Genomic DNA, 20051 nt, shown 5'->3' with positions numbered 1-20051 from the left:
TCCTTTAAGCGGCAAGCGCCGATGCGCTGGCGAAAATGAAGTCCGATGCGTCAAGTACGCTGGAATCTACACCAACGAGAGTGATGCTGTCGCCGCCAAAGATGTTTTCAATAACTGCGTCTCCGTTTGCATTGCTGCCCACAATGACGTCATCGATGCTTCCGGCGCCCCAAGCGGAAATATCCAGTTTGTCGGTGCCGTCCTGATAACCGTATGTTCCGGTCGGGCCAGCCTGTACAACATCACTGCCGCCAGAGAAAACGAACGTATCATTACCAGCAAAACCCGTAAGGGTGTTGGAGGAAGCAGTGTCTTCGATCACAGTGCCGGTAGCCGCGAAGTAGTCATAGAAGCCAGCCAGCGAGCCAAAACGGGCAAGCTGGTAAACGGCGAGATCGAGAAGATCGCGCGCGCCTGCGAGCGAGTAGGAGCCGTCGGGATCGATCAGCAGTTCCTGCTGGCTGACGGCGATGCCGCTGGTGGACTGGCTGTAGCCGGTGCCGAGAACGATGCTGTCGACCGAACCTGTCAGGTTGCCCTGGGAGTATTGCAGGGCACCGCTCATGACAATGCCCTTGCCACCGTTGCTGCCATCGCCCCACGCCTCATAGGTCGTGTTCGGATCGATAGTGGTGGTGGCGAGAGAGCTGGTCTGAGCGTCGTAGAACGCACCATAGGTCGAACCGAAACCGCTCGTCCAACCGTTGAGGTAACCGATCAAGTCGGAGGAAGACTGCGTCAGTTGAATTGTGGTAGCCATAGGTGTACTCCTTTGCTGGCCAATAGGGATACCTTTGTCATGTGACGAAGGCGTTTCATCTCCGGGACGGGCTGCAACCCCAGCCCGGAGAATTTCTTCCGCGCATCAAAACTTCACGTTCATCGTCGCGACAAAAGTGCGGCCCGGTGCGGTATAGGCACTGGCTGCCGGGATGTATTTGCGGTCAGTCAGGTTGTTGACCGCGAAACGAAGCGTCGCCTTTTCGTTGAAGGCATATCAGCCGTATAGGTCCACCGTCGTGTAGGGATCGGTTACCTCCCGCAGATTACCCTCCGTATCGAGCGTCCGCGATTGTGTCGGCGTGACATGGTTGAGCCGCGCACCCAGAGAGAATTTTTCGTCGAAGAAACGCATGCCGCCATCGAGCGTCAGCTTCACCTTGGGCGCAACATCGCCCGGCCATGCGACAATCTCGCCGCTTGTCGTGGTGGTGCCGTTGGAAAATACCTGCGTGTTGTCCGGCCAGTCGGTCTTCAGCAGCGTCGCTGAGCCACCAAGCCAGAAGCTTCGCGCATCGTAATTGCCCTCGAATTCAAGGCCGCGCATATAGGTCGTGCCGTCGAGATTGACGAAGCTGGTATAGGTCCGATCCGCCACCTGATCCGTAACGAGATAACCGAGAGCGATATAATCCTTAACCTCACGGCGAAAGGCGGCCATTTTGATGCGGACGGAATCGTTGTCCAGCAGCACGCCGTCAAAGCTCATATTCGCGCCGATTTCGTAGGTCGTCGCTTTTTCCGCGCGCAGGGACTGGTTCGGGGCGTATTCGTAGCCGGCCGAATCTCCAGGGCGTGCGCCGGCAAAAAAAGCCTCGAGAATTGTCGGCGGTCGCAGGCTCTGGGAATAGCTCGCATAAGGCCGGAACCAGTCAACGGGTTTCAGTTCTATCGTAGCGGACGGCAGCCAGGCACTGTAGGTACGGTCTATTTCCACGTCGTAAGAGGGATACTCCGTCGAATAAGTCGTATCAAAATACGTAGTTCCAGCATCCCGCCATTGGCCGTTGATGATTTCACCCCTGGTTGCAGGCCAGACGTTGTTCAGAGTGTTGCAGGAACCTGTCCTCTGTGTCGCAGTGAAAGTGCGACCACCAAATACACCCGTAGTGCAGATCGCGTAGACACGATCGTAAGTCGGCCGCGAGTATTGCGATACATAGGTGAGATAATTGTCTATCGCGCCTACAACACGGTTTGAACCCGTCGCAACCGTTACCTGATTGTAGTAAGTCGCCAATCCCTTCAGACGTGACCAGTCATAACGCACGCCGCCACTCAGCTTGATCCAATCGGCGGGCTCTAATTCGCCATTTACAAACAGACTGGCAACATCACGCCGTCCGGCAGGACTGAAAGCCGTATAGCTACTCGCGAACGAGGGGTTCTCGCTAATTGCGGAACTGGTGGCAATCGACGATGCAATATCCCGAAATGCTTCCCCACCATAATTCAAACTTAACGCACCCGCTTTTGTATCGAAGCGACTGGTGTTTTCGACACTGACGCCAAAACTGCGTAAGCCCATGTCAAGATTCGTCTCAGCGGCATACCCAATACGCTCTGCACGCAGTTCGTGCGTCATATTGTCGTTCAGCCACAACGAAGATTTGAAATCGATGAGTTCGCTTTCGGGGTCCCAGTCCAGCTTCGCGACGACGCTGTCGTTGCGTACACTTTCCCTGTCGACCACGGTGGACGCACCCTGAACAAAATCATTCTGCTGATGCATCCATGACAACGAAGTCTGCACATCCCCGAAGTCACCTTCGCCCTTGAAAAAGGTCGACCAACCGTCCCTGCCGAGCAGGTCCTTCATCGTCAAAGCGGTGCTTCGTGCCTCGCCTCTTGTTCCGATCTTGTATTCATCCATGATCGTGCGGCTGTAACCGGCAACAAAGGAGAGAGGGCCATTCGGCTCACGAACTGCGGCCAGAACCGAACCCTGAAAATCGTAACCATTTGTGCCACGGGAGACATTCACCTCCGCCCCCTTGTTCGCACCCTCGGGGATCAGATCGGCGGCGCTGACGGTACGGAACTCGACCTTCCCGCCAAGCGAACCCGCGTTACCCGACCTCGCATTGGTTATTTTCTCGATCTCGACAGCACGGATAAAGGCAACATCGACGTAACCCTGCCCGGCGCTCGCGGTGTAACTCGTGGCCCCGCCGAAAGCTGCGCCACGCTGCGCATTCTGCCGCGCACCATCGATGGAGACGACCACGCGGCCGCTTTCCTGCAAGCCACGTATATTGGGCGAAACGGTCGGGAAGCTGCCGTTGCCCTCACCGGCGTAGACGCCGGAGACGCGGTTGAAGACATCGCGCGTGTTACGCACGCCGGCGGACTGGATCGCCTCGCGGCTGACGACGCTGACACTGGCGGGTGTTTCATAAACCCAGTCGGGCGTTCCCTGATAACCGGTGCCGGCAATGGAATTGCGTCCGGTTTTTCCGGTCACTGTAATTTCTTCCAGAACGGTGGTGCCTTCCGCCTCGGAAAGATCGGCAGCGGCCTGGCCCGAGCCGATGACGACGGTTCTGCCACTTCCGGTAAACCGGAAATTCACGCCCGTGCCGGCCAGAAGCCGGGACAGCGCATCCCGCACCGTAAAACTGCCGGTAACGGCATTGGTGCGCACATTGCCGGCGGACGGCGTGGCAAGCGTAACCTGCAGACCGGATTGCCGCCCGAAAACGCCGACAACGGAGGACAGCGGCTGGGCGGGAATATTAAAAGGCCGCGTTGCACCCTGCTCGCCACCGGAGCGCTGACCATTGGCGGCATTCGGTCCGCTCTGCGCAAAAGCCGGTACCGACATTGAAACGACCACCGCCGTTGTCGCCAAAAGCACGGTCATACGTGCCGGCTTTGCCGCGTTTTTCCCTGAACCGTTCATACGTATCTGGAGGCGCATACTGCTTTTGTCTTCCTGTCTTCGCTCCGGCTATATCTTGACCGGATTACTCAACAAAAAGACGATTGCCTCGGCGGTTTTTTTCAGGGTTTCGGAGAATTTTTTATAAACGACTGAAAATAAATACGATTTTTTGTTTTATGGCGCTTCAGAAACGGGTGATGATGCGGGCAGTATTGGCAATTGCATGAACCTTGCCCTTATAGGGTTCCACCAATGCTTCCAGCGCACGGTCCGGATCGCGAAGATTGTAGAAGCCAGTCACACGCTGCTCTGCAAGCGTCTTGTCCGCCATCGTCAGCCATGCGGGATGATACCGCTGGATTTGCTCGACGACAGAACCGATCGTCGCATCCACAACGTAAAGCTCGCCGTTGCGCCAGCCACCAATATCCTCGACGGGAACGGTCTCTTTCCGGATTGTACCGGAGGCGTCGACAACCAGCATCTCACCCGGCACCAGCCGCGTTGGTGGCGCGTTGCGGAAGGAAGCTTCCACGGAACCATGCGCAAGAGCGACTTGCGTCACGCCATCCGTCATGTCGACATCGAAAGCCGTGCCGAGCACTTGGACGGTCAGGTTTTTCGCCTCCACGACAAAGGGACGGTCGCTATCCGGCACGACATCAAAAAAAGCTTCGCCCTTCAGCACCTTCACATTACGGCGGCCATTGGCAAAATCAGTGGTAAGCGCACTTGCCGCGGCAAGCTGCACCCTGCTGCCGTCTTCAAGGGTTATGGTGCGGCTCTCTGCGGTACTGGTCTGATATTCGGCCTTGATATGGACGAAAAGCGTGGGAACGAACAGTACCGCAAGACAGAGAGACACTGCTGCCACCGCCATGCCGGCATAATGCCGCAAGGACCAGCGCCGTCGCGATGCCTGTTTTCCGGCAACGTCAGGCAGGTGCGGCGCGTCTTCCCAGAGGCTTTTTAAACCCGGCTCGACCAGACCGAGATTGCGCCAAGTCTTGCATGTCCGCTCCCAGGCCAGACGATTTGCCGGCGAAGCAGCCAACCATTGATCAAATTCCGCCTTCAGCCTCGGTTCCGCCGAACCCGTCTGCAGGCGTATCAGCCAGTCGGCAGCCTCCTCCGCCTTCCCGGTCGGCAATGTTATTTTTTTATCGGGATCAATTGTCATTGAGCCGGTCAGTTCCTTTGACTGGGCGGAGGAGATGCCTCGTCTTCCGTGTTGCTATAAAGACGTTTGAGGGAGAACTTTTTTTCACAAGATGAAACAATAAAGGCTATTTTACTGCATTTCTTTGGTAATGGCGGCAATACTACTCTTAATCAGACGGTGGGCGCTAGCCACGGATACGCCGAGGTGACGGGCGATCTCTTCCATATTGTAACCGCCAAATCTATGCATTTCCAATGCCACACGCGCCTGGACCGGCAGAGAGGCCAAAATAATCTGCATCTGTCGGACCTCGTCGCAGAACAGGGCGTGCTCTTCTGGTGTGCCGTGACCCTGCGGTATGCCCCAGAACGGGGTATCGTCGGGACGCTCCCGCAGGTCCTGCCGGTTGCGGCGGCGATTATCGAGGGCGAGGTTGCGGACGATGCGGAAAAGATAGGATTTGAGGTTGGAGGGATTGCCGGAACCTTCGGGAACGAATTTCAGGAATGCCTCCTGAACCACGTCCTCCGCGTCCGCCCGCGACCCTAAAATAAGCGTGGCGTATTTGATCAGGTCAACCCTGTGCGCGACGTAAGCGTTATAACGCTTGTCATCTTCCCGTATGCCCATGTCTCAACCGAGAGAAATTTCAAGGATAAACGAAACTGCAAGCCCCCAAACGACAAAGCAGTTTTCCCGTCTAAACCTCTAGCACCCAAACTCTCGACCGAACAGCTATTTCATGACTATTATTATCAAGAATTTGTGCGGTCGCGGGTCCTGCAACAGCCAGAGACTCGCAGACCCGGCGGCAGGCGCGGCCGGGCCCTGTGATAGCGTCAGATAGCGCCGTCGACTATAACCATCGGCCTGCCCTGCGAACAGGGTTCGATACGCGCATCGATGCGGTAGATATCGCGCAGCATGGCCGGAGTTATCACCGTCTCGGTGCTGCCGCTCACCACCATTTCGCCGCGCGCGATCACCATCGTATTCTCGCAATAACGAAGCGCATGATTGAGGTCGTGCAGGGCGATCAGCACGATCATGCCAGTCTTCTGGGCAAGGTCGGTCACAAACCCCAGAACCTCGACCTGCCGGTGGAGGTCGAGAGCAGATGTCGGCTCGTCCATCAACAGTACCTCCGGCTTGCGGGCCAGCGCCTGCGCCAGGGACACAAGCTGCCGCTGACCGCCAGACAATTCGCCGAGCCCCCGGAAGGCGAGATCGTGGATTTTCAGCGCCTTGAGAATGGCGTCGATCTCAAACAGCTCATCGTCGTGAACACGCCACCCGCCGCCCTGCTTGGCGGACAGAAGCACGGATTCGTAAACCGTCAGCACGGCGTTGGCGCCGGTGTCCTGCGGCATGTAGCAGATGGCCCGGTTGCCGCGTGCCGTATCTGACAACTCGACAAGCCCGGGACCGGAGATCAGGCTGGCGATGCGCTTGAAAAGCGTGGACTTGCCGGCAGCGTTCGGGCCAATAACCGCCGTGACACTGCCGCTTTCCAGCGTATCGATGCCGACCTTGGAGAGAACAGTCGTGCGGCCGTAGGCAGCGCCGACATCCTTCAATGCGAGCGCTACCATGCGCGTCTCCTGTTGCCGAAAATGAGCGCGAAAAAGAACGGTACGCCAACCAGCGCCGTGATGACGCCGATTGGCAGAATTGCGCCGGGAATGAGGATTTTGCTGATAACAGAGGTCGCCGACAGCAGCAGCGCCCCGCAGATCACCGAGCCCGGCAGGAAGAACCGCTGATCTTCGCCCACCACCATGCGGGCTATGTGCGGGCCGACAAGCCCGACGAAACCGATGGTACCAACGAAAGAAACCGGAATCGCGGCCAGAAGGCTGACCGTCAGCATGGTCTGCAGCCGCAGCCGACGCACATTGATGCCCATGCTGGCTGCCTTGTCGTCACCCAGCCGAAGCGCCGTCAGCGCCCATGCGTTGCGCATGAACATCGGCACCGTAACGAGAAGAATACCACCGGTGATATAGACCTTTTCCCACGTGGCCTTGGTAAGGCTGCCCATGGTCCAGAAAACGACGGCGGCGAGCGCCTGTTCGGAAGCCAGATATTCAAGCAGCGACAATGCGGCATTGAAGGTGAACACCAGCGCGATGCCGAGAAGGACGATAGTCTCCACGGTTACGCCGCGCATCGTCGAGGCAAAATGAATGAACAGGGCGGCAATCATCGCCATGATGAAGGCGTTGATCGGCACCATGTACTGGACGGCACCGGGAAAGATCGCAACGCCGCCAACAAGGGCCAGCGCGGCGCCGAAACTGGCAGCGGCCGAAATGCCGAGCGTAAACGGACTGGCGAGAGGATTGGACAGGATGGTCTGCATCTGTGCGCCCGCAACCGAAAGCGACGCGCCGACGGTGACCGCCATCAGCGCAATCGGCATGCGGATATCCCATATCACCACCCGAAGCTGGTTTGCAGCAGCAGCCGGATCGGCAATCGTCGCCAGAACTTCTGATATCGTGTAGCGCGCCGGACCAAGTGCCATGTCGGCAGCCATACTGAAACAAAGGGCGATGAAAAGCCCGAAGAGAATAACGATCCTTCGTGCGGCAAGGGCGCGATATTGATCGCGCCCACTCACGCCAACGGCGATTTCATTCAACGAACTCATTCATTCGAACCTTTTTCGAGGGATGCGAAGTAGCCCGGCTTGTAGGTGACGGGCAGGAATTTCCGGTGAAATTCCTCAAAATTCTTCTCGGGATTGAGATCGGCGAAGAGCTCGGGATGGAACCATTTGGCGAATTGCTGAATCGGAAAGAACTCGTAGGGCGCGCCGTAGAACTGGTGCCAGACGGCATGGACATTACCTTGTTTGACAGCCTTCAGTTCCGGAAACGGCGTGCGCTTCATCAGGTTTGCCAGTCTTTTCCGGGAAAGAGCCATGTCGGCTCCGCGTCCAACGGGAACGAACTGGTTGATATCGGATTCAGCTGCCCAGTTTGAGCCGGTTACGATGACATGATCCGGATCGGCAACGACGAGCTGCTCGGGATTGAGATCGCCGAACGTCGTCTTGATGATGCCGTCGGCAATATTATGGCCGCCAGCGAGATCGACCATCGCGCCGAAATTGACCGGGCCGAAGGTGCGGCAGCAATTGTCCTCACCGGAAATGCCGGGCGCGCGCTCGATGAAGACGCCGGGACGCTTCAGGTCCTTGACGCTGGCTAGCCGGTCGGTCACGCGGGCGATTTCTGCACGGCGATAGGCGATGAATTCCTTTGCACGCTCTTGCGCGCCAAACATTTTCCCGAGAATTTCAATCGAGGCTTCGCTGTTCTTTTCGGGATCGATACGAAAATCGAGATAGACGATCTTGATTCCGGCGGCGGCGGCCTTCTCTTCGAAACCACTTTCCTTGGCGGATTTTTCCGCTTCCAGATTGAGGGTGATCACGTCAGGCGAAAGGGTAATGGCCGTTTCCAGACTGAAATCGCCCTGCGGCACATAACCGAAGCGCGGCAGTTTTTCGATCTGCGGAAAGCGCTCGACATAGGCGGCGTAGCTGTCAGGGTCCTTCTTGAGGAGATCGTCACGCCAGCCGACAATGGTGTCGAAGGTCTGGTCGCCCTTGAGCGCCGCGATGACGTGGATCTGGCGCGCCTCACCGACGATGACACGTTTGACCGGCAGGTCCAGCTCGACCTTGCGTCCGGTGACATCGGTGATTTCTCCGGCATAAGCCGGCAAAGCGAGAAAAGACAAAGCCAGCACCGCAAGATGCCTGAGAGCGTTAAGCCGCATGAGAAATCCTCTTATTTCCAAAAGAAAATGATGAAGCCGCATGGCTGCGGCTTCATCCATCGATCGGACGGCGCTCCCCTTCACCGTCCCTGTCTTATTTCGTGTCCTTCAGCGACACAAAGTAACCGGGCTTGTAGTCGAGAGGCAGGAAGCGGGCATGCAGCTCCTTGAAGGTCGCCTCGGGGTCGAGATCCTTAAAGAGGTCCGGGTGCAGCCACTTGGCGATTTCCTGAATGGCCACGAACTGATACGGGTTGTTGTAGAACTGGTGCCAGATAGCGTGGACATTGCCGTTCTTGACCGCCTGTACCCCGGTGAAAGCCGGGCGCTTGGTCAGGTTTTCAAGCTTGCGGTGGGCTTCCTTCATATCCGCGCCATAACCGACACCGACCCAGTTGCCGCCGGGAACATAACCGTTCCAGTTGCCACCCGTGATGATGATCTGTTCCGGATTGGAGGCGATGATCTGTTCCGGATTGACGTTGCCGAACGTGCCGGGAATGATGTCCTTGGCCATGTTGATGCCGCCGGCGAGTTCGACCATCTTGCCGAAATTCTCGTTGCCGAAGGACATGCAGCAATCGTCGGAATAACCGCCGGCGCGTTCGACGAACACGACGGGCTTCTTCGGATTGGCCTTTTCGAGCGTATCGGTGACCTTGGCGATGGAGTCGGCGCGGAACTTGATGAAGTCCTCGGCGATCTTTTCCTTGCCGGTCAGCTGGCCCATCAGACGCATGCTCGGCTCGGTGTTTTCCATCGGCTTTTCGCGGAAGTCGACGTAAACGAGCGGGATGCCGACCTTTTCGAGCTTCTCGATGTAACCGGCCTCCTGCGTCGCGGTCTTCGCGTCGATGTTCATCAGGATCACGTCTGGCTTCAGCGAAATGGCTTGCTCGATGTCGAAGGTGCCGTCTTTCATGCCGCCAAAGGTCGGCAGCTTGGCAATATCAGGGTACTTGGCGAGATAGGCCGCATAGGTTTCCGGGTCGGCTTTCGCCAGGTCGTCGCGCCAGCCGACAACGTGCTGGAAAGGGTTTTCCTTGTCGAGCGCCGCCAGGAAATAGATCTGACGGCCTTCGCCGAGGATCACATGCGAAACGGGCACATTGACTTCCACGTCGCGGCCGGTCACATCCTTGACGGTGACCTTTTCGGCCAATGCAGGCCACGCTGCGGATACGAGAAGGCCAAGGGCAAGTGCCGCGGATTTGGCTGAGATGCGCATCGGATATTGCTCTCCAGTGTTGACTGGCGCGGCTGTATTATTTTCTGACTATACTAGTCAAGTTTTATGTTTTAGAGCCATTCTTAACTGACCGGTATGTGAGCTGAAGACCGATGATCGATACTATCCACTATGGCAAAAACGACAGTCTGAGAGACGAAATCAAAACCTATTGGTCCGGCCGCGCCGCGACTTTCGACCTTTCCCCGGGTCATGAGATTTTCTCCGAAGAAGAGCGCAAGGCCTGGCACGCGCTGGTTTTGAAGCATCTGGGCCAGGGAGAAGGCCGCAAGGCGCTGGATCTGGCCAGCGGCACCGGCGTTATCTCGCACCTGATGGACGATCTCGGTTTTCAGGTCACCGGCATGGATTGGTCGGAAACCATGCTGGAGCTTGCAAGGGCGAAGGCGAAAACCCGCGGGCGCAATATCCGCTTTTTTGTCGGCGACGCCGAAAACACGATGGAGCCGGACGAAAGCGCCGACGTCATCATCACCCGCCATCTGGTCTGGACGCTGGTTGACCCGAAGGCGAGCTTTGCCGAATGGTTCCGTGTCTTGAAACCCGGCGGACGCCTGCTGATCGTCGATGGCGATTTCGTCAACACCGGCTGGCGCGAAAGACTGGTCAAGAAGCTGGCGGCGGGTCTGGAAAGCATCGGCCTTGTGAAGCCGGACCAGCCGCACAAGCCGGCGGATCCGGAAAACACCTTCAACAGCATTCTATCGCGAGTCTATTTTTCAAAGGGTGCAAGAGCTGGTGACGTCGCGGCGCTGTTGCGTGAAACCGGCTTCGAGCCCGTTGCCATCGATCAGGAACTTCAGGCCATTCATCGTGCCCAGGCGAAAAATTTCAGTCTGCTGAAAGGCATTTTGCGGGGATTGCAGCACCGTTATGCAATATGCGCCGTGAAGCCGCACACGTCCGGCAAGGGATAGGGCGACCAAAGCCACCAAGCTGCCGCCCAGCTCTCCGTCACCCCGGATGTGATCCGGGGTCCAGTGCGACCAAGTCCTTGATCGCTTAATAATAGTTTCTCACGGTGCAGACGCGCCGTGGCTGGATGCCGGATCTAGTCGTGCATGACGCATGAAAACGCGATGCGGTGACCTCATTTTTCCGCCCGCTCGAATAGCTCCTCAAAGCGCGGCTTCGCCCGGCCTGGGACCTCTACCGTCCTGTAGCTCTGCGGCAAAACCGCGTCCCCCACCTTGATCAGCATGACCATGCCCATGCCGTAATGCGGCGAGCATTTGATGCCGTAAAAACCTGGCTTTTCGAAACCGGTCTCGAATTCGTCGTTGATCCGGCTTTTGAAACCTTCAATATCTTCGGGAACCATACCATCGATCGTCGCGGCATTATGGCTCTTGTGGCTCGGCACGAAGCGCACGCGGTCGCCGGGAGCGATCTCCAGAAAATCGGGCTCGAACACCATGGAGCCCTTTTCGCCACGGTTCAGCATCTTCACCTCGAAGGTCTCGGCTCCGGCTTGAATGGAAAACCCTGTGGCCACAACCATGGCAAGTCCCGCGGAAACGCAAAGCTGTCGCGCGCCAAAGCGGAGATTTACAAGTCTTTTCAATTTCATCATCGTGCCGTTGCTTTCCTTGCGTGATCGGCCGCACCGTGGGCCGGCAGAAAACGAATATGTGAAAATCCGCTTTCATCCGTGGTGACGACGGATTGCACCCCGAACACATCGGCGATGGTCGCAGAGGTGAGGACCTCGCGCGGTGGGCCGACAGCGATCATTTCACCGCGATGCATGATGGCGACGCGGTCGCAGAACATGGCGGCGTGATTGAGATCATGCAGCGCCGCCACAACCGTCAGTCCCTGCCTGCGCACCAGATCGAGCAGGCCGATCTGGTGGCCGATATCGAGATGGTTGGTCGGCTCGTCCAGCAGCAGAATATGCGGCTCCTGCGCCAATGCGCGGGCAATGTGCAGGCGCTGGCGTTCGCCGCCGGAAAGGTGATGCCAGTTTCGCTCGGCCTTGTCCGCCATATCGACATTTCCGAGCGCTGCATCGACGATGGCATCGTCCTTTGGCGACCATGCGGAAAGCGGGCCGAGATAGGGCGTGCGCCCCAGTTCCACGGCCTGTCGCGCGCTGATGCGCTCGGTGGTTTCGGCCTGCTGCTCCACAAAGGCCAGCCTGCGGGCAAGTTCGCGCCGCCCGAATGTGGCAAGCCGTTCCTCACCAAGCATGACATGACCCCGACGCGGCATGCGAATGCCGGCCAGCATGGAAAGCAACGTGCTTTTGCCCGAACCGTTCGGCCCGATGATACCCAGAAACTCGCCCGTGGCGACCTCCAGCGAAACACCGCGCACGATGTCGAGATTGCCGGCATGGAAATGCAGATCGTGGGCGGATAATTTCATGACCGGCCTCTCTTCTGCCCGAGAATAAAGGCGAAGGCGGGCGCGCCGACCAGCGCAGTGATCACGCCGATCGGCAGCACCTGCCCCGGAATGACGGTGCGCGAGAGAATATCTGCGATGATCATGAAAATTGCACCGGTCAGCGCCGTCACCGGCAGCAACATGCCGTGGCGAACGCCAACGAAGATGCGCGCCGCATGCGGGATGACGAGACCGACGAAGCCGATAGAACCGACCAGCGACACCATGACTGCCGTCGTGACCGCCGAAACCGAGATCAGCACCGCATATACCCGGCGCACTGGAATACCGAGCGAAGCTGCTGCCTGACCGCCGAAAGCGAAAGCATCAAGCGCGCGTGCGTACCAGAGGCACACCCCAAGACCCGCAATACTGACCGGCAAAGCCAGCCAGACATCCGGCCAGCGCACGCCCGAAAGATTGCCCAGCAGCCAGAACATGATGCCGCGCGCCTGTTCGGCATTGGCGGATTTGGTGACGATGAACGACGTCATGGCGTTGAACAGTTGCGAACCGGCGACCCCCGCCAGGATGATGGCGCTGTTGCCGTGCCCTGCCCGCACCGCCAGAAGGCTGACAAGCGAAAAAGCCACAAAAGCTCCGATCAGGGCGCCGGCCGGCATCGTCAGGAACCCCGCCCCTAAGCCCAGAAGCGCCACGGCCACGGCCCCGGTTGAGGCGCCTGCGGAAATGCCGAGGATATAGGGATCGGCGAGCGGGTTGCGCAGAAGTGATTGAAGCACCGCACCGGCCAGCGCCAGCGAGGCGCCACAGCACGCGGCAACAACGGCGCGGCTGAGGCGGTAACTCCAGACGATGCCCTCATCTAGCGGCTCCAGCGGATAACCCGCATGGAAGACACGATTGGCAATGGTCTTTGCCACCACGTCGAACGGAATGGCAGTCTCGCCGATGGCCGCACCGGCCATCAGCGCGACGAGCAGCAGGGCGAGTGCGGCAAAAGCCAGACCCGCCCTGCCAAGATTGACGGAAAGACCGTTCACTTGGCGAGACCGGCTGTGGAAATCGCCTCGGCCAGCGTTTCAATGCCTTCGATCGTGCGGATGGTCGGGTTCATCGCCTGCGCGTCCATTTCGAAGACATGGGCCGCCTTGACGGCGGGCATGATGCTGGCAACCGGATCGGTAGCAAGGAACTTGAGCTTGACGGCGACGTCATCGGCGGGGAAACGCCGGCGGTCCATCTTGCCGGCAACGATCACGGACGGATTTGCCTTGGCGATGGTTTCCCAGCCAACAGTCGGCCATTCCTCATCGCTTTCGATAACGTTCTTCAGCCCGAGCGCGGACATGATGTAACCCGGCGCACCATTGCGGCCCGCCACGTAAGGATCGATATCCAGCTCGGCGCTGGAGAACCAGAAGACTGCTGAAATCTTGCCATTCGCCGAAGCGATCTTGGCGCGGGCGGCTTCCTCACGCTTTTTCAGGTCGGCAACGACTTCCTCGCCGCGATCCTGCACGTTGAAAATTTTCGCAAGGTCGCGGACCTCCTGGTAGATCAGGTCCATGGTGAAAACGGACTTGCGCACGCCGTCGCCGCCGCCGGAATTGTCCTTGCCCATGCAATCGGCAGGGGAGGTATAAACGGGAATACCGAGTTCGGCGAATTGCTCCGGTGTTCCGACAACGCCTTCGGGACCGATCTGCCACTGGAACTGCGTCGTCACGAGGTCCGGCCTCTTGCCAACCACCGCCTCGAAGCTCGGATCATTGTCGGCAAGCCGCTCCACCTTGGCATTGGCGTCTTCGTAACCCTTCAGAACCGGGCCGATCCACAGCGCCGTGCCTACCACCTGGTCGGCCACGCCGAGCAGATAGAGAACCTCGGTCGTGCTCTGGCCGACCGATACTGTGCGGGCGGGCGCCTGCTTGAAGGTGATTTCGTGGCCGCAGCTATTGATCGTCAGCGGATAGGTGGTTTCGGCAGCCTGAGCGGCACCGGCGGGCAAGGCCGCTAGTGCGACAGCCAGAAGACCGGCGGAAACCGGCAGGCGTTTGAAATGAAACATATGTTCTCCAGTCTAAATAAAGTGGCGTGATCCGCAGGCCGCGCGTCAAAACGCGTAGTGACAGAGCGACAACAAGTGTGGAGATGGAGAACGGGACTCTAAATACGTTTCCGCGGACGGAAAGGTCATAATCAGCTCCTCTTCCGGGCATCCCCGCCCGTAACGATGGTCAATATTATGACGGCAGGTCTCCTGGCTCGCGAATATGCGCCGTTCATCTGCCTTCCCGCACCTTGAAGGGTGCAGTGGCATGACGCTTTTCAGGCGTCACGAGGATGAGCGGCAATCCGCTTACAGTTGCGGGGGCAGCCACGGCATTGGGCGATAGAAATCACCCGCACCATGTTCCCTATTAATCCCTTTGCCCTTCGGCTTCAGGAACCGTCGCTTTCTGACATAAGGGGCAAGCGCCGGGGCGTCAATTGCGATAGTGCTGCTGCTCAGCACAAAGACGGACCCGCCAACGCGAAAATTTTTGTAGCGCCGGAAGGCGCCGGTTGCGGCGCGTCTTTGGACATGGTGGTAAGGGTTTCAATCACCACCAGCCCGGATTGCGCAATAAAATCAATAAAGAGACTATTGTCGCTGATGGTGTCGAGACGCACCAGCTCATCGTCCAGATCGGTAAAATGCCGCCTTACAAGCGCAATCGCATCCATGTCCGCACCCGCAACGACCGGACCGATAATGTGGCCCCGCCCTGCCGCACGGCGCAGCGCAAAAGCGGTAAGACGGTCCGCCTCAAACACACCGTAACCCGCATTCTGCGTCAAAAGTCGCTGCAAAACGTTCCGGCGCGAAACGCCAAAAGCCGCCCGGTCTAGTTCCACCACATCAGTCAGATGACCTGCGGATAACGGCTCTATTCGTTGTTTTCTGCCGGGCGGCGGTATCTCGAAAAGGCAATTCGCCCTTCCCCGGAACAGATATACTTTTTCCGTATCACCGGCAAAACCCAACCTTGAAAACAACCGCCGCGACGCTCCCGTCGCGTTCAACCGCAGGGAGACAGTGGGGAATTTTGCGACAAGTTTCTGCACAAGCCATGGTGCTACGCCATGCCCCTGCAAACGGGGCGAAACAATGACCATGCCAAGCGTCGCAAACCCCTGATCATAGGGAAAGAGCATCGCGGTTGCGACAACACGGTCGATCTCATCGAGCGCGGCGAGACCCACGCCGCATTGCCGCAGAAAACACCATTCATTCGCGTGATATCGCCATCCGACGGCCATGGAGAGTGCATGCAGATGATCGGCATCCACGTCCGCGATATCCACGGTCCGCAGCTCGAAACTATCGACTTTGAGCAGGTCCATAACCAACGGCCCTCATCCCCTACGGCTCACAACCTTCATTCGGTCCCGGCCTAGCCCACGACATCCGACGGTAGCCGGTTACGCCAGCACGAATTTTCTGAAAGCACTGGAAGGTCACAACAATCTACCGAAATCATTCGCATTTCAGCAGATAAACGTCGCAGTCCATTCTAAGCTTTCGGGATGACAATCCGGTCAGCGGAGACGACCATTGAACGCAATCGAAATCCTTGAGCGTCTCGTCGGTTTCCCGTCGGTCGTTGGAACCGCCAATGGCGATATTGCCGGCTGGATCGCCGATTATCTTGAAAGCCACGGCGCGAAAGTATCGCTGCTTGCGGGACCGGAGGGCGACCGCGCCAATCTCTTCGCCACCTTCGGCCCGGCCGATCGCGCCGGCTATGTTTTGTCCGGCCATATGGATGTCGTACCCGCCAGCGAGCCGGAATGGTCTTCCGATCCCTTTACACTGCGGGCGGAAAATGATCGTCTCTACGGGCGCGGAACCACCGACATGAAGGGTTTTCTGGCCACGGTTCTCGCCGCAGCGCCTGCATTTTCGCACATGGCGCTGAAACGTCCCGTGCATATCGCCTTTTCCTATGACGAGGAGGCGGGTTGCCGTGGCGTTCCGCATCTTCTCGCCAGATTGCCTGAACTGTGCGCCGCACCGGCGGGCGCAATTATCGGCGAACCGAGCAATATGCGGGCGGTTCGTGCACACAAGGGCAAAGCAGCAGCTCGCATTACCATCCGTGGCCGTTCCGGCCATTCGTCCCGCCCTGATCAGGGGGTGAATGCCATTCACCTGATGACCGGCATCATGGCAAAGGCCGTGGAGACGGCATATGAGCTGACGAAAGGCCCCTTTGAAGCGACTTTCGAGCCACCCTATTCCTCGCTGCAGATCGGCACGATGAAGGGCGGCCAGGCGATCAACATCATCCCCGATTTCTCGGCCATCGAGCTGGAAGCACGGGCGATTTCCGGCATATCGCCGCTTGAACTGCTCGGGCCGGTTCGCGCAAGCGTCGAGGCTCTTGCAGCAAAGGGTGTCGATATCGAATGGACGCCTATGAGCGATTATCCGGCGCTTTCGCTTGCAGCCAATGCTCCGCTTGTTCTGCTTCTGGAGGAATTGACCGGCACCCCCTGTCTCGCCGCCGTCAGCTACGGCACGGAGGCGGGGCTGTTCCAGGCGGCAGGCATCGACGCCATCATCTGCGGACCAGGAGATATCGGCCGCGCCCACAAGCCGGACGAGTTCATAACGACGGGCGAACTTTCGGCCTGCCAGTCGATGCTGGAAACACTCGCAAGCCGCTGTGCGGCTTGAACCTTCGGGAAGCATAGATTTCAGATGACGTTTCTCTTCAATTCCGACGCCAAGCGCGGCGAGATTTTCCGGCAGGCTCTAGCTGCAGAACTGCCTGATCTGCCGTTTTCGATGGATGCATCAACCGTCAATCCCGATGCAGTCCGTTACCTCATCACCTGGACGGTACCACAGGACATTGCCCGGTATCGCAATCTCGAAGTCCTGTTTTCGATTGGCGCGGGTGTCGACCAGTTTCACATCGAGGCGATCCCTGAGACGGTAAAGGTCGTACGCATGGTGGATGAGGGCATCATCCGCATGATGCAGGAATATATCTGCCTCGGCGTACTTTCCCTCCACCGCAACCTGCCGGTCTATTTAAACCAGCAGCGCCAGCAACTGTGGAATGCCCTGCCCCAGCGTCAGGCGGAAGAGTGCCGGGTGGGCGTTCTCGGCCTCGGCATGCTGGGCGTTGCTGCGCTGGAGCGGCTGAAACCTTTCGGCTTTCCGCTTTCCGGCTGGAGCCGCTCACAGCGTCAGATCGATGGCGTCACCTGCCATCATGGCGACGACGGCCTCAAATCCATTCTCTCCACCAGCGATATTCTCGTCTGCCTGCTGCCTCTCACCGAAGAGACCACGGGGCTTCTGAACTCCGAGCTTCTGGGGATGCTTCCCGAAGGGGCTGCTCTGGTTCACGCCGGGCGCGGCAAACAGCTCGATCATGACGCTTTGCTCGATGCACTCAACAGCGACAGGCTTTCAGGTGCGGTGATTGACGTTACCGATCCGGAGCCCCTGCCCAAAGACCACCGCTTCTGGACCCATCCGAAAATTCTTCTGACGCCGCATATTGCCAGCGTCACCCAGCCCCATTCCGCTGCCCGCACCGTCGTCGAAAATATCAAACGATACGAATCCGGTCTCGAACCGCTCGGCCTCGTTGACCGTAGCCGCGGATATTGATCCTACCGTTCCAAGAAAGGACACCCATGTCTCTCCTCAAGACCATCGACACCAATCCCGCCTTTGAACCGAAAGCCTCCAAGGCCCTGCCCGAACGCCTCATCGCCGGCGACCCGTCGTTCAAAACCTGGCCGCTAGATGAAGCCCGTGATGGCACCGTGCATACCGGCATCTGGGAAGCGACCCCCGGCGAAAGCCGCTCGATCAAGGGCGAGACATTCGAGTTCTGCCACATTCTCGAAGGCGTCATCGAGATCACACCGGAGGGCGGCGCGCCGCTGCGTTACACGGCGGGCGACAGCTTCGTCATGAAGCCCGGTTTCGTTGGCGTCTGGAAGACAATCGAAACCGTGCGCAAGATCTATGTGACCGTGAACGGATGATTTGCCGAACAGCATGCCTGGCATCCCGGCTGATGGAGAGGCATTTTTGAGAACAGCGATGGCTGGCAATCCGCAGGCGGATGCCAGCCATGGTTTACATGGGTATCCTGCCCGGATGCCTTTCGACCGGATTTACGGCCCTCGATCGGACCCGCCGCAAGGTTTTCGGCGCGGTCTTCCTGCCCGCCGAAGATTGCGCTGTGGGCCACCAGCAAAACAGGATTTTCGTTCACCGCCCCCGCCGCAGTCGGTCGATGCTGCTTGCCATCAGGGAGTAGCTTTGGCGCATATCCACAGAGGATCATCCATGACGCTCAGCTTCGATCCAGACAGCCTGTCCTTGCCGATCGGCCATTTCATCGGCGACCGGCTGATCCCGGCTAAAAACGGCATCGACATGCATCGTCCTTCGGACGGCATCGAATATGCCGGTTGCCCGAAGGCGGATGCGGCACTTGTCGATGAGGCGGTGCAAACCGCCAAAGCCGCACTGAAGAGCAGTAACTGGGGCGGCGTGCGCCCGCGTGAGCGCACCAGGGTGCTGCAACGCTGGGCAGACCTGATCGAGCAGGAAGCCGAGACGCTGGCGAAAATCGAGGCGCTCTCCTCAACCCGGCCCGTGGGCCACCTGATTGCCGGCGATATCGCCGTCACTGCCGAACAGATCCGCTTCTTTGCCGAATTTGCAGACAAGGAGGCCGGTGATCTCGTGCCGACCGACGATACAAGCGTCGGCATGATCATGACCGAGCCCTATGGCGTCGTGGGCGCCATTACGCCCTGGAATTTTCCGGTGTCCATGGCGGGCTGGAAGCTTGGCCCGGCACTCGCAGCCGGCAATGCCGTGGTGCTGAAACCATCGGAGATGACGCCCTTCTCCAGCATTTTCATGGCGCAACTCGCCATCAAGGCAGGGCTGCCCGCCGGGCTTATCAACATCGTGCTGGGTGACGGGCCAGTGACAGGCAATGCCATCACCGGCCATCCCGAAATTTCCAAGGTCAGCTTCACCGGATCGACGGCAGCAGGTTCGGCCATCATGGCAAATATCGCGCGTACCGGCGTCAAGCCCATGACGCTGGAACTGGGCGGCAAAAGTCCGCAGCTGGTTTTTGCAGATGCCGATATCGAAAAAGCCGCCGCCGCGATCGCCGGCAACATTCTGTCCAATGCCGGGCAGGCCTGCGTTGCCGGCTCGCGCATCATCGTTGAAGAGAGTGTCGCAGAGGCGCTTTCCGCCGCAATCGTCGCCCGCATGAAGACGGTGAAGCCCGGCCCGACCTGGGACGAAGCAACACAGTATTCGCCGATCATCTCCGAAGTGCAGCGCCAGCGCATTGACGGCATCGTGCAGGCGGCTGTCGCCCATGGCGGCGAATGCCTGACGGGCGGCGCGATCATGGACGGTCCGGGTTATTTCTACCAGCCGACCTTGATCGCAAATGTCGACCAGACCTCCCCTGCTGTCACAGAAGAGATATTCGGGCCAGTGCTGACCCTGCAAACCTTCAAGACGGAAGAAGAGGCGCTGGCGCTCGCCGATCATCCTACCTACGGTCTTGCCGCGGGTCTTTTCAGCCGCGATATCTCGCGCGTCATGCGCCTGTCTCGCGCCATCCAGGCTGGAACGATCTGGGTCAACCGTTATGGCCGCTCCCGCGACCATATCCTGCCGACCGGCGGTTACAAACGCTCCGGCATCGGCAAGGATCTCGGACGGGAGGCCTATCTCGCCAACCGCAAGAGCAAAAGCGTCCTGATCGGACTGTAACAGGGGA

At 58.6% G+C, this 20051-nt stretch carries 19 protein-coding genes and 1 riboswitch; of the genes, 6 read left to right on the top strand and 13 right to left on the bottom strand.

From position 1 onward, the window contains the following. Positions 1–4: 4 nt before the first annotated feature. The 8 genes from ACQZ5Y_RS08325 to ACQZ5Y_RS08290 all read right to left on the bottom strand — a co-directional run bounded on the left by ACQZ5Y_RS08325 (position 5) and on the right by ACQZ5Y_RS08290 (position 9843). Positions 5–760, bottom strand: a complete 756-nt coding sequence (locus ACQZ5Y_RS08325) for a calcium-binding protein (protein WP_013761630.1) — start codon at positions 758–760, stop codon at positions 5–7. Positions 761–997: 237 nt separating this feature from the next. Next, on the bottom strand, positions 998–3700 hold the full coding sequence (locus ACQZ5Y_RS08320) for a TonB-dependent receptor (RefSeq protein WP_419462475.1): 2703 nt from the start codon (positions 3698–3700) through the stop codon (positions 998–1000). A 148-nt stretch (positions 3701–3848) separates the two neighbouring features. Next, on the bottom strand, positions 3849–4844 hold the full coding sequence (locus ACQZ5Y_RS08315; protein ID WP_065704222.1) for a FecR family protein: 996 nt from the start codon (positions 4842–4844) through the stop codon (positions 3849–3851). A gap of 111 nt (positions 4845–4955) precedes the next feature. Then, positions 4956–5456: an RNA polymerase sigma factor gene (locus tag ACQZ5Y_RS08310; protein ID WP_013761633.1), complete on the bottom strand. Its 501-nt coding sequence runs from the start codon at positions 5454–5456 to the stop codon at positions 4956–4958. A gap of 209 nt (positions 5457–5665) precedes the next feature. Further along, positions 5666–6418, bottom strand: coding sequence for an ABC transporter ATP-binding protein (locus ACQZ5Y_RS08305; RefSeq protein ID WP_003511038.1), 753 nt, complete (start codon positions 6416–6418; stop codon positions 5666–5668). Next, a complete protein-coding gene (locus ACQZ5Y_RS08300; protein WP_019564724.1) occupies positions 6412–7479 on the bottom strand; it encodes a FecCD family ABC transporter permease in 1068 nt (355 codons plus the stop codon). The genes ACQZ5Y_RS08305 and ACQZ5Y_RS08300 overlap by 7 nt, the downstream gene beginning before the upstream one ends. Then, positions 7476–8615: an ABC transporter substrate-binding protein gene (locus tag ACQZ5Y_RS08295; protein WP_065704520.1), complete on the bottom strand. Its 1140-nt coding sequence runs from the start codon at positions 8613–8615 to the stop codon at positions 7476–7478. Before ACQZ5Y_RS08295 ends, ACQZ5Y_RS08300 begins: the two co-directional genes overlap by 4 nt. Before the next feature lie 94 nt (positions 8616–8709). Continuing rightward, the gene (locus ACQZ5Y_RS08290; RefSeq protein ID WP_003511043.1) at positions 8710–9843 is read right to left on the bottom strand and encodes an ABC transporter substrate-binding protein; all 1134 of its coding nucleotides are present in this window, start codon (positions 9841–9843) and stop codon (positions 8710–8712) included. A gap of 113 nt (positions 9844–9956) precedes the next feature. Between ACQZ5Y_RS08290 and ACQZ5Y_RS08285 the strand changes: the two genes are divergently transcribed. Continuing rightward, complete coding sequence (locus tag ACQZ5Y_RS08285) at positions 9957–10781, top strand: class I SAM-dependent methyltransferase (protein ID WP_174050546.1); 825 nt, start codon at positions 9957–9959, stop codon at positions 10779–10781. A gap of 173 nt (positions 10782–10954) precedes the next feature. Here ACQZ5Y_RS08285 and ACQZ5Y_RS08280 read toward each other — a convergent pair whose 3' ends face one another. The 5 genes from ACQZ5Y_RS08280 to ACQZ5Y_RS08260 form a co-directional block, all read right to left on the bottom strand. Continuing rightward, complete coding sequence (locus ACQZ5Y_RS08280) at positions 10955–11437, bottom strand: pseudoazurin (protein ID WP_174050548.1); 483 nt, start codon at positions 11435–11437, stop codon at positions 10955–10957. After that, on the bottom strand, positions 11434–12234 hold the full coding sequence (locus ACQZ5Y_RS08275; RefSeq protein ID WP_065659581.1) for an ABC transporter ATP-binding protein: 801 nt from the start codon (positions 12232–12234) through the stop codon (positions 11434–11436). The genes ACQZ5Y_RS08280 and ACQZ5Y_RS08275 overlap by 4 nt, the downstream gene beginning before the upstream one ends. After that, positions 12231–13259 (bottom strand): iron chelate uptake ABC transporter family permease subunit, encoded by a 1029-nt coding sequence (locus ACQZ5Y_RS08270; protein WP_174059996.1) that lies wholly within the window; start codon positions 13257–13259, stop codon positions 12231–12233. The genes ACQZ5Y_RS08275 and ACQZ5Y_RS08270 overlap by 4 nt, the downstream gene beginning before the upstream one ends. Next, complete coding sequence (locus ACQZ5Y_RS08265; protein ID WP_112682503.1) at positions 13256–14287, bottom strand: ABC transporter substrate-binding protein; 1032 nt, start codon at positions 14285–14287, stop codon at positions 13256–13258. The genes ACQZ5Y_RS08270 and ACQZ5Y_RS08265 overlap by 4 nt, the downstream gene beginning before the upstream one ends. A 165-nt stretch (positions 14288–14452) precedes the next feature. Continuing rightward, positions 14453–14688: riboswitch (cobalamin riboswitch) on the bottom strand. Positions 14689–14727: 39 nt separating this feature from the next. Further along, positions 14728–15606 carry a GNAT family N-acetyltransferase gene (locus ACQZ5Y_RS08260; RefSeq protein WP_174059997.1) on the bottom strand — a complete coding sequence of 293 codons (879 nt, stop codon included), beginning with the start codon at positions 15604–15606 and terminating at the stop codon, positions 14728–14730. A 211-nt stretch (positions 15607–15817) separates the two neighbouring features. Here ACQZ5Y_RS08260 and argE point away from each other — a divergent pair, with 211 nt between their 5' ends. The 5 genes from argE to ACQZ5Y_RS08235 all read left to right on the top strand — a co-directional run bounded on the left by argE (position 15818) and on the right by ACQZ5Y_RS08235 (position 20044). Continuing rightward, entirely contained in the window at positions 15818–16942 is a 1125-nt protein-coding gene (gene argE / locus ACQZ5Y_RS08255; protein ID WP_174059998.1) for an acetylornithine deacetylase, read from the top strand. 24 nt (positions 16943–16966) lie between these two features. Further along, positions 16967–17890, top strand: a complete 924-nt coding sequence (locus ACQZ5Y_RS08250) for a 2-hydroxyacid dehydrogenase (RefSeq protein ID WP_174050554.1) — start codon at positions 16967–16969, stop codon at positions 17888–17890. Between the two features lie 26 nt (positions 17891–17916). Beyond that, positions 17917–18273, top strand: a complete 357-nt coding sequence (locus ACQZ5Y_RS08245) for a cupin domain-containing protein (protein WP_013761644.1) — start codon at positions 17917–17919, stop codon at positions 18271–18273. Between the two features lie 89 nt (positions 18274–18362). Further along, positions 18363–18551, top strand: a complete 189-nt coding sequence (locus ACQZ5Y_RS08240) for a hypothetical protein (protein ID WP_236762994.1) — start codon at positions 18363–18365, stop codon at positions 18549–18551. A gap of 29 nt (positions 18552–18580) precedes the next feature. Continuing rightward, positions 18581–20044 (top strand): aldehyde dehydrogenase family protein, encoded by a 1464-nt coding sequence (locus ACQZ5Y_RS08235; protein WP_174050556.1) that lies wholly within the window; start codon positions 18581–18583, stop codon positions 20042–20044. The last annotated feature ends 7 nt before the right edge of the window (positions 20045–20051 follow it).

Source organism: Agrobacterium sp. A3-95 (genome assembly GCF_053521785.1).
Note: the sequence above shows the minus strand (reverse complement) of the source record. Positions and strands in the feature narration are given on the sequence as shown.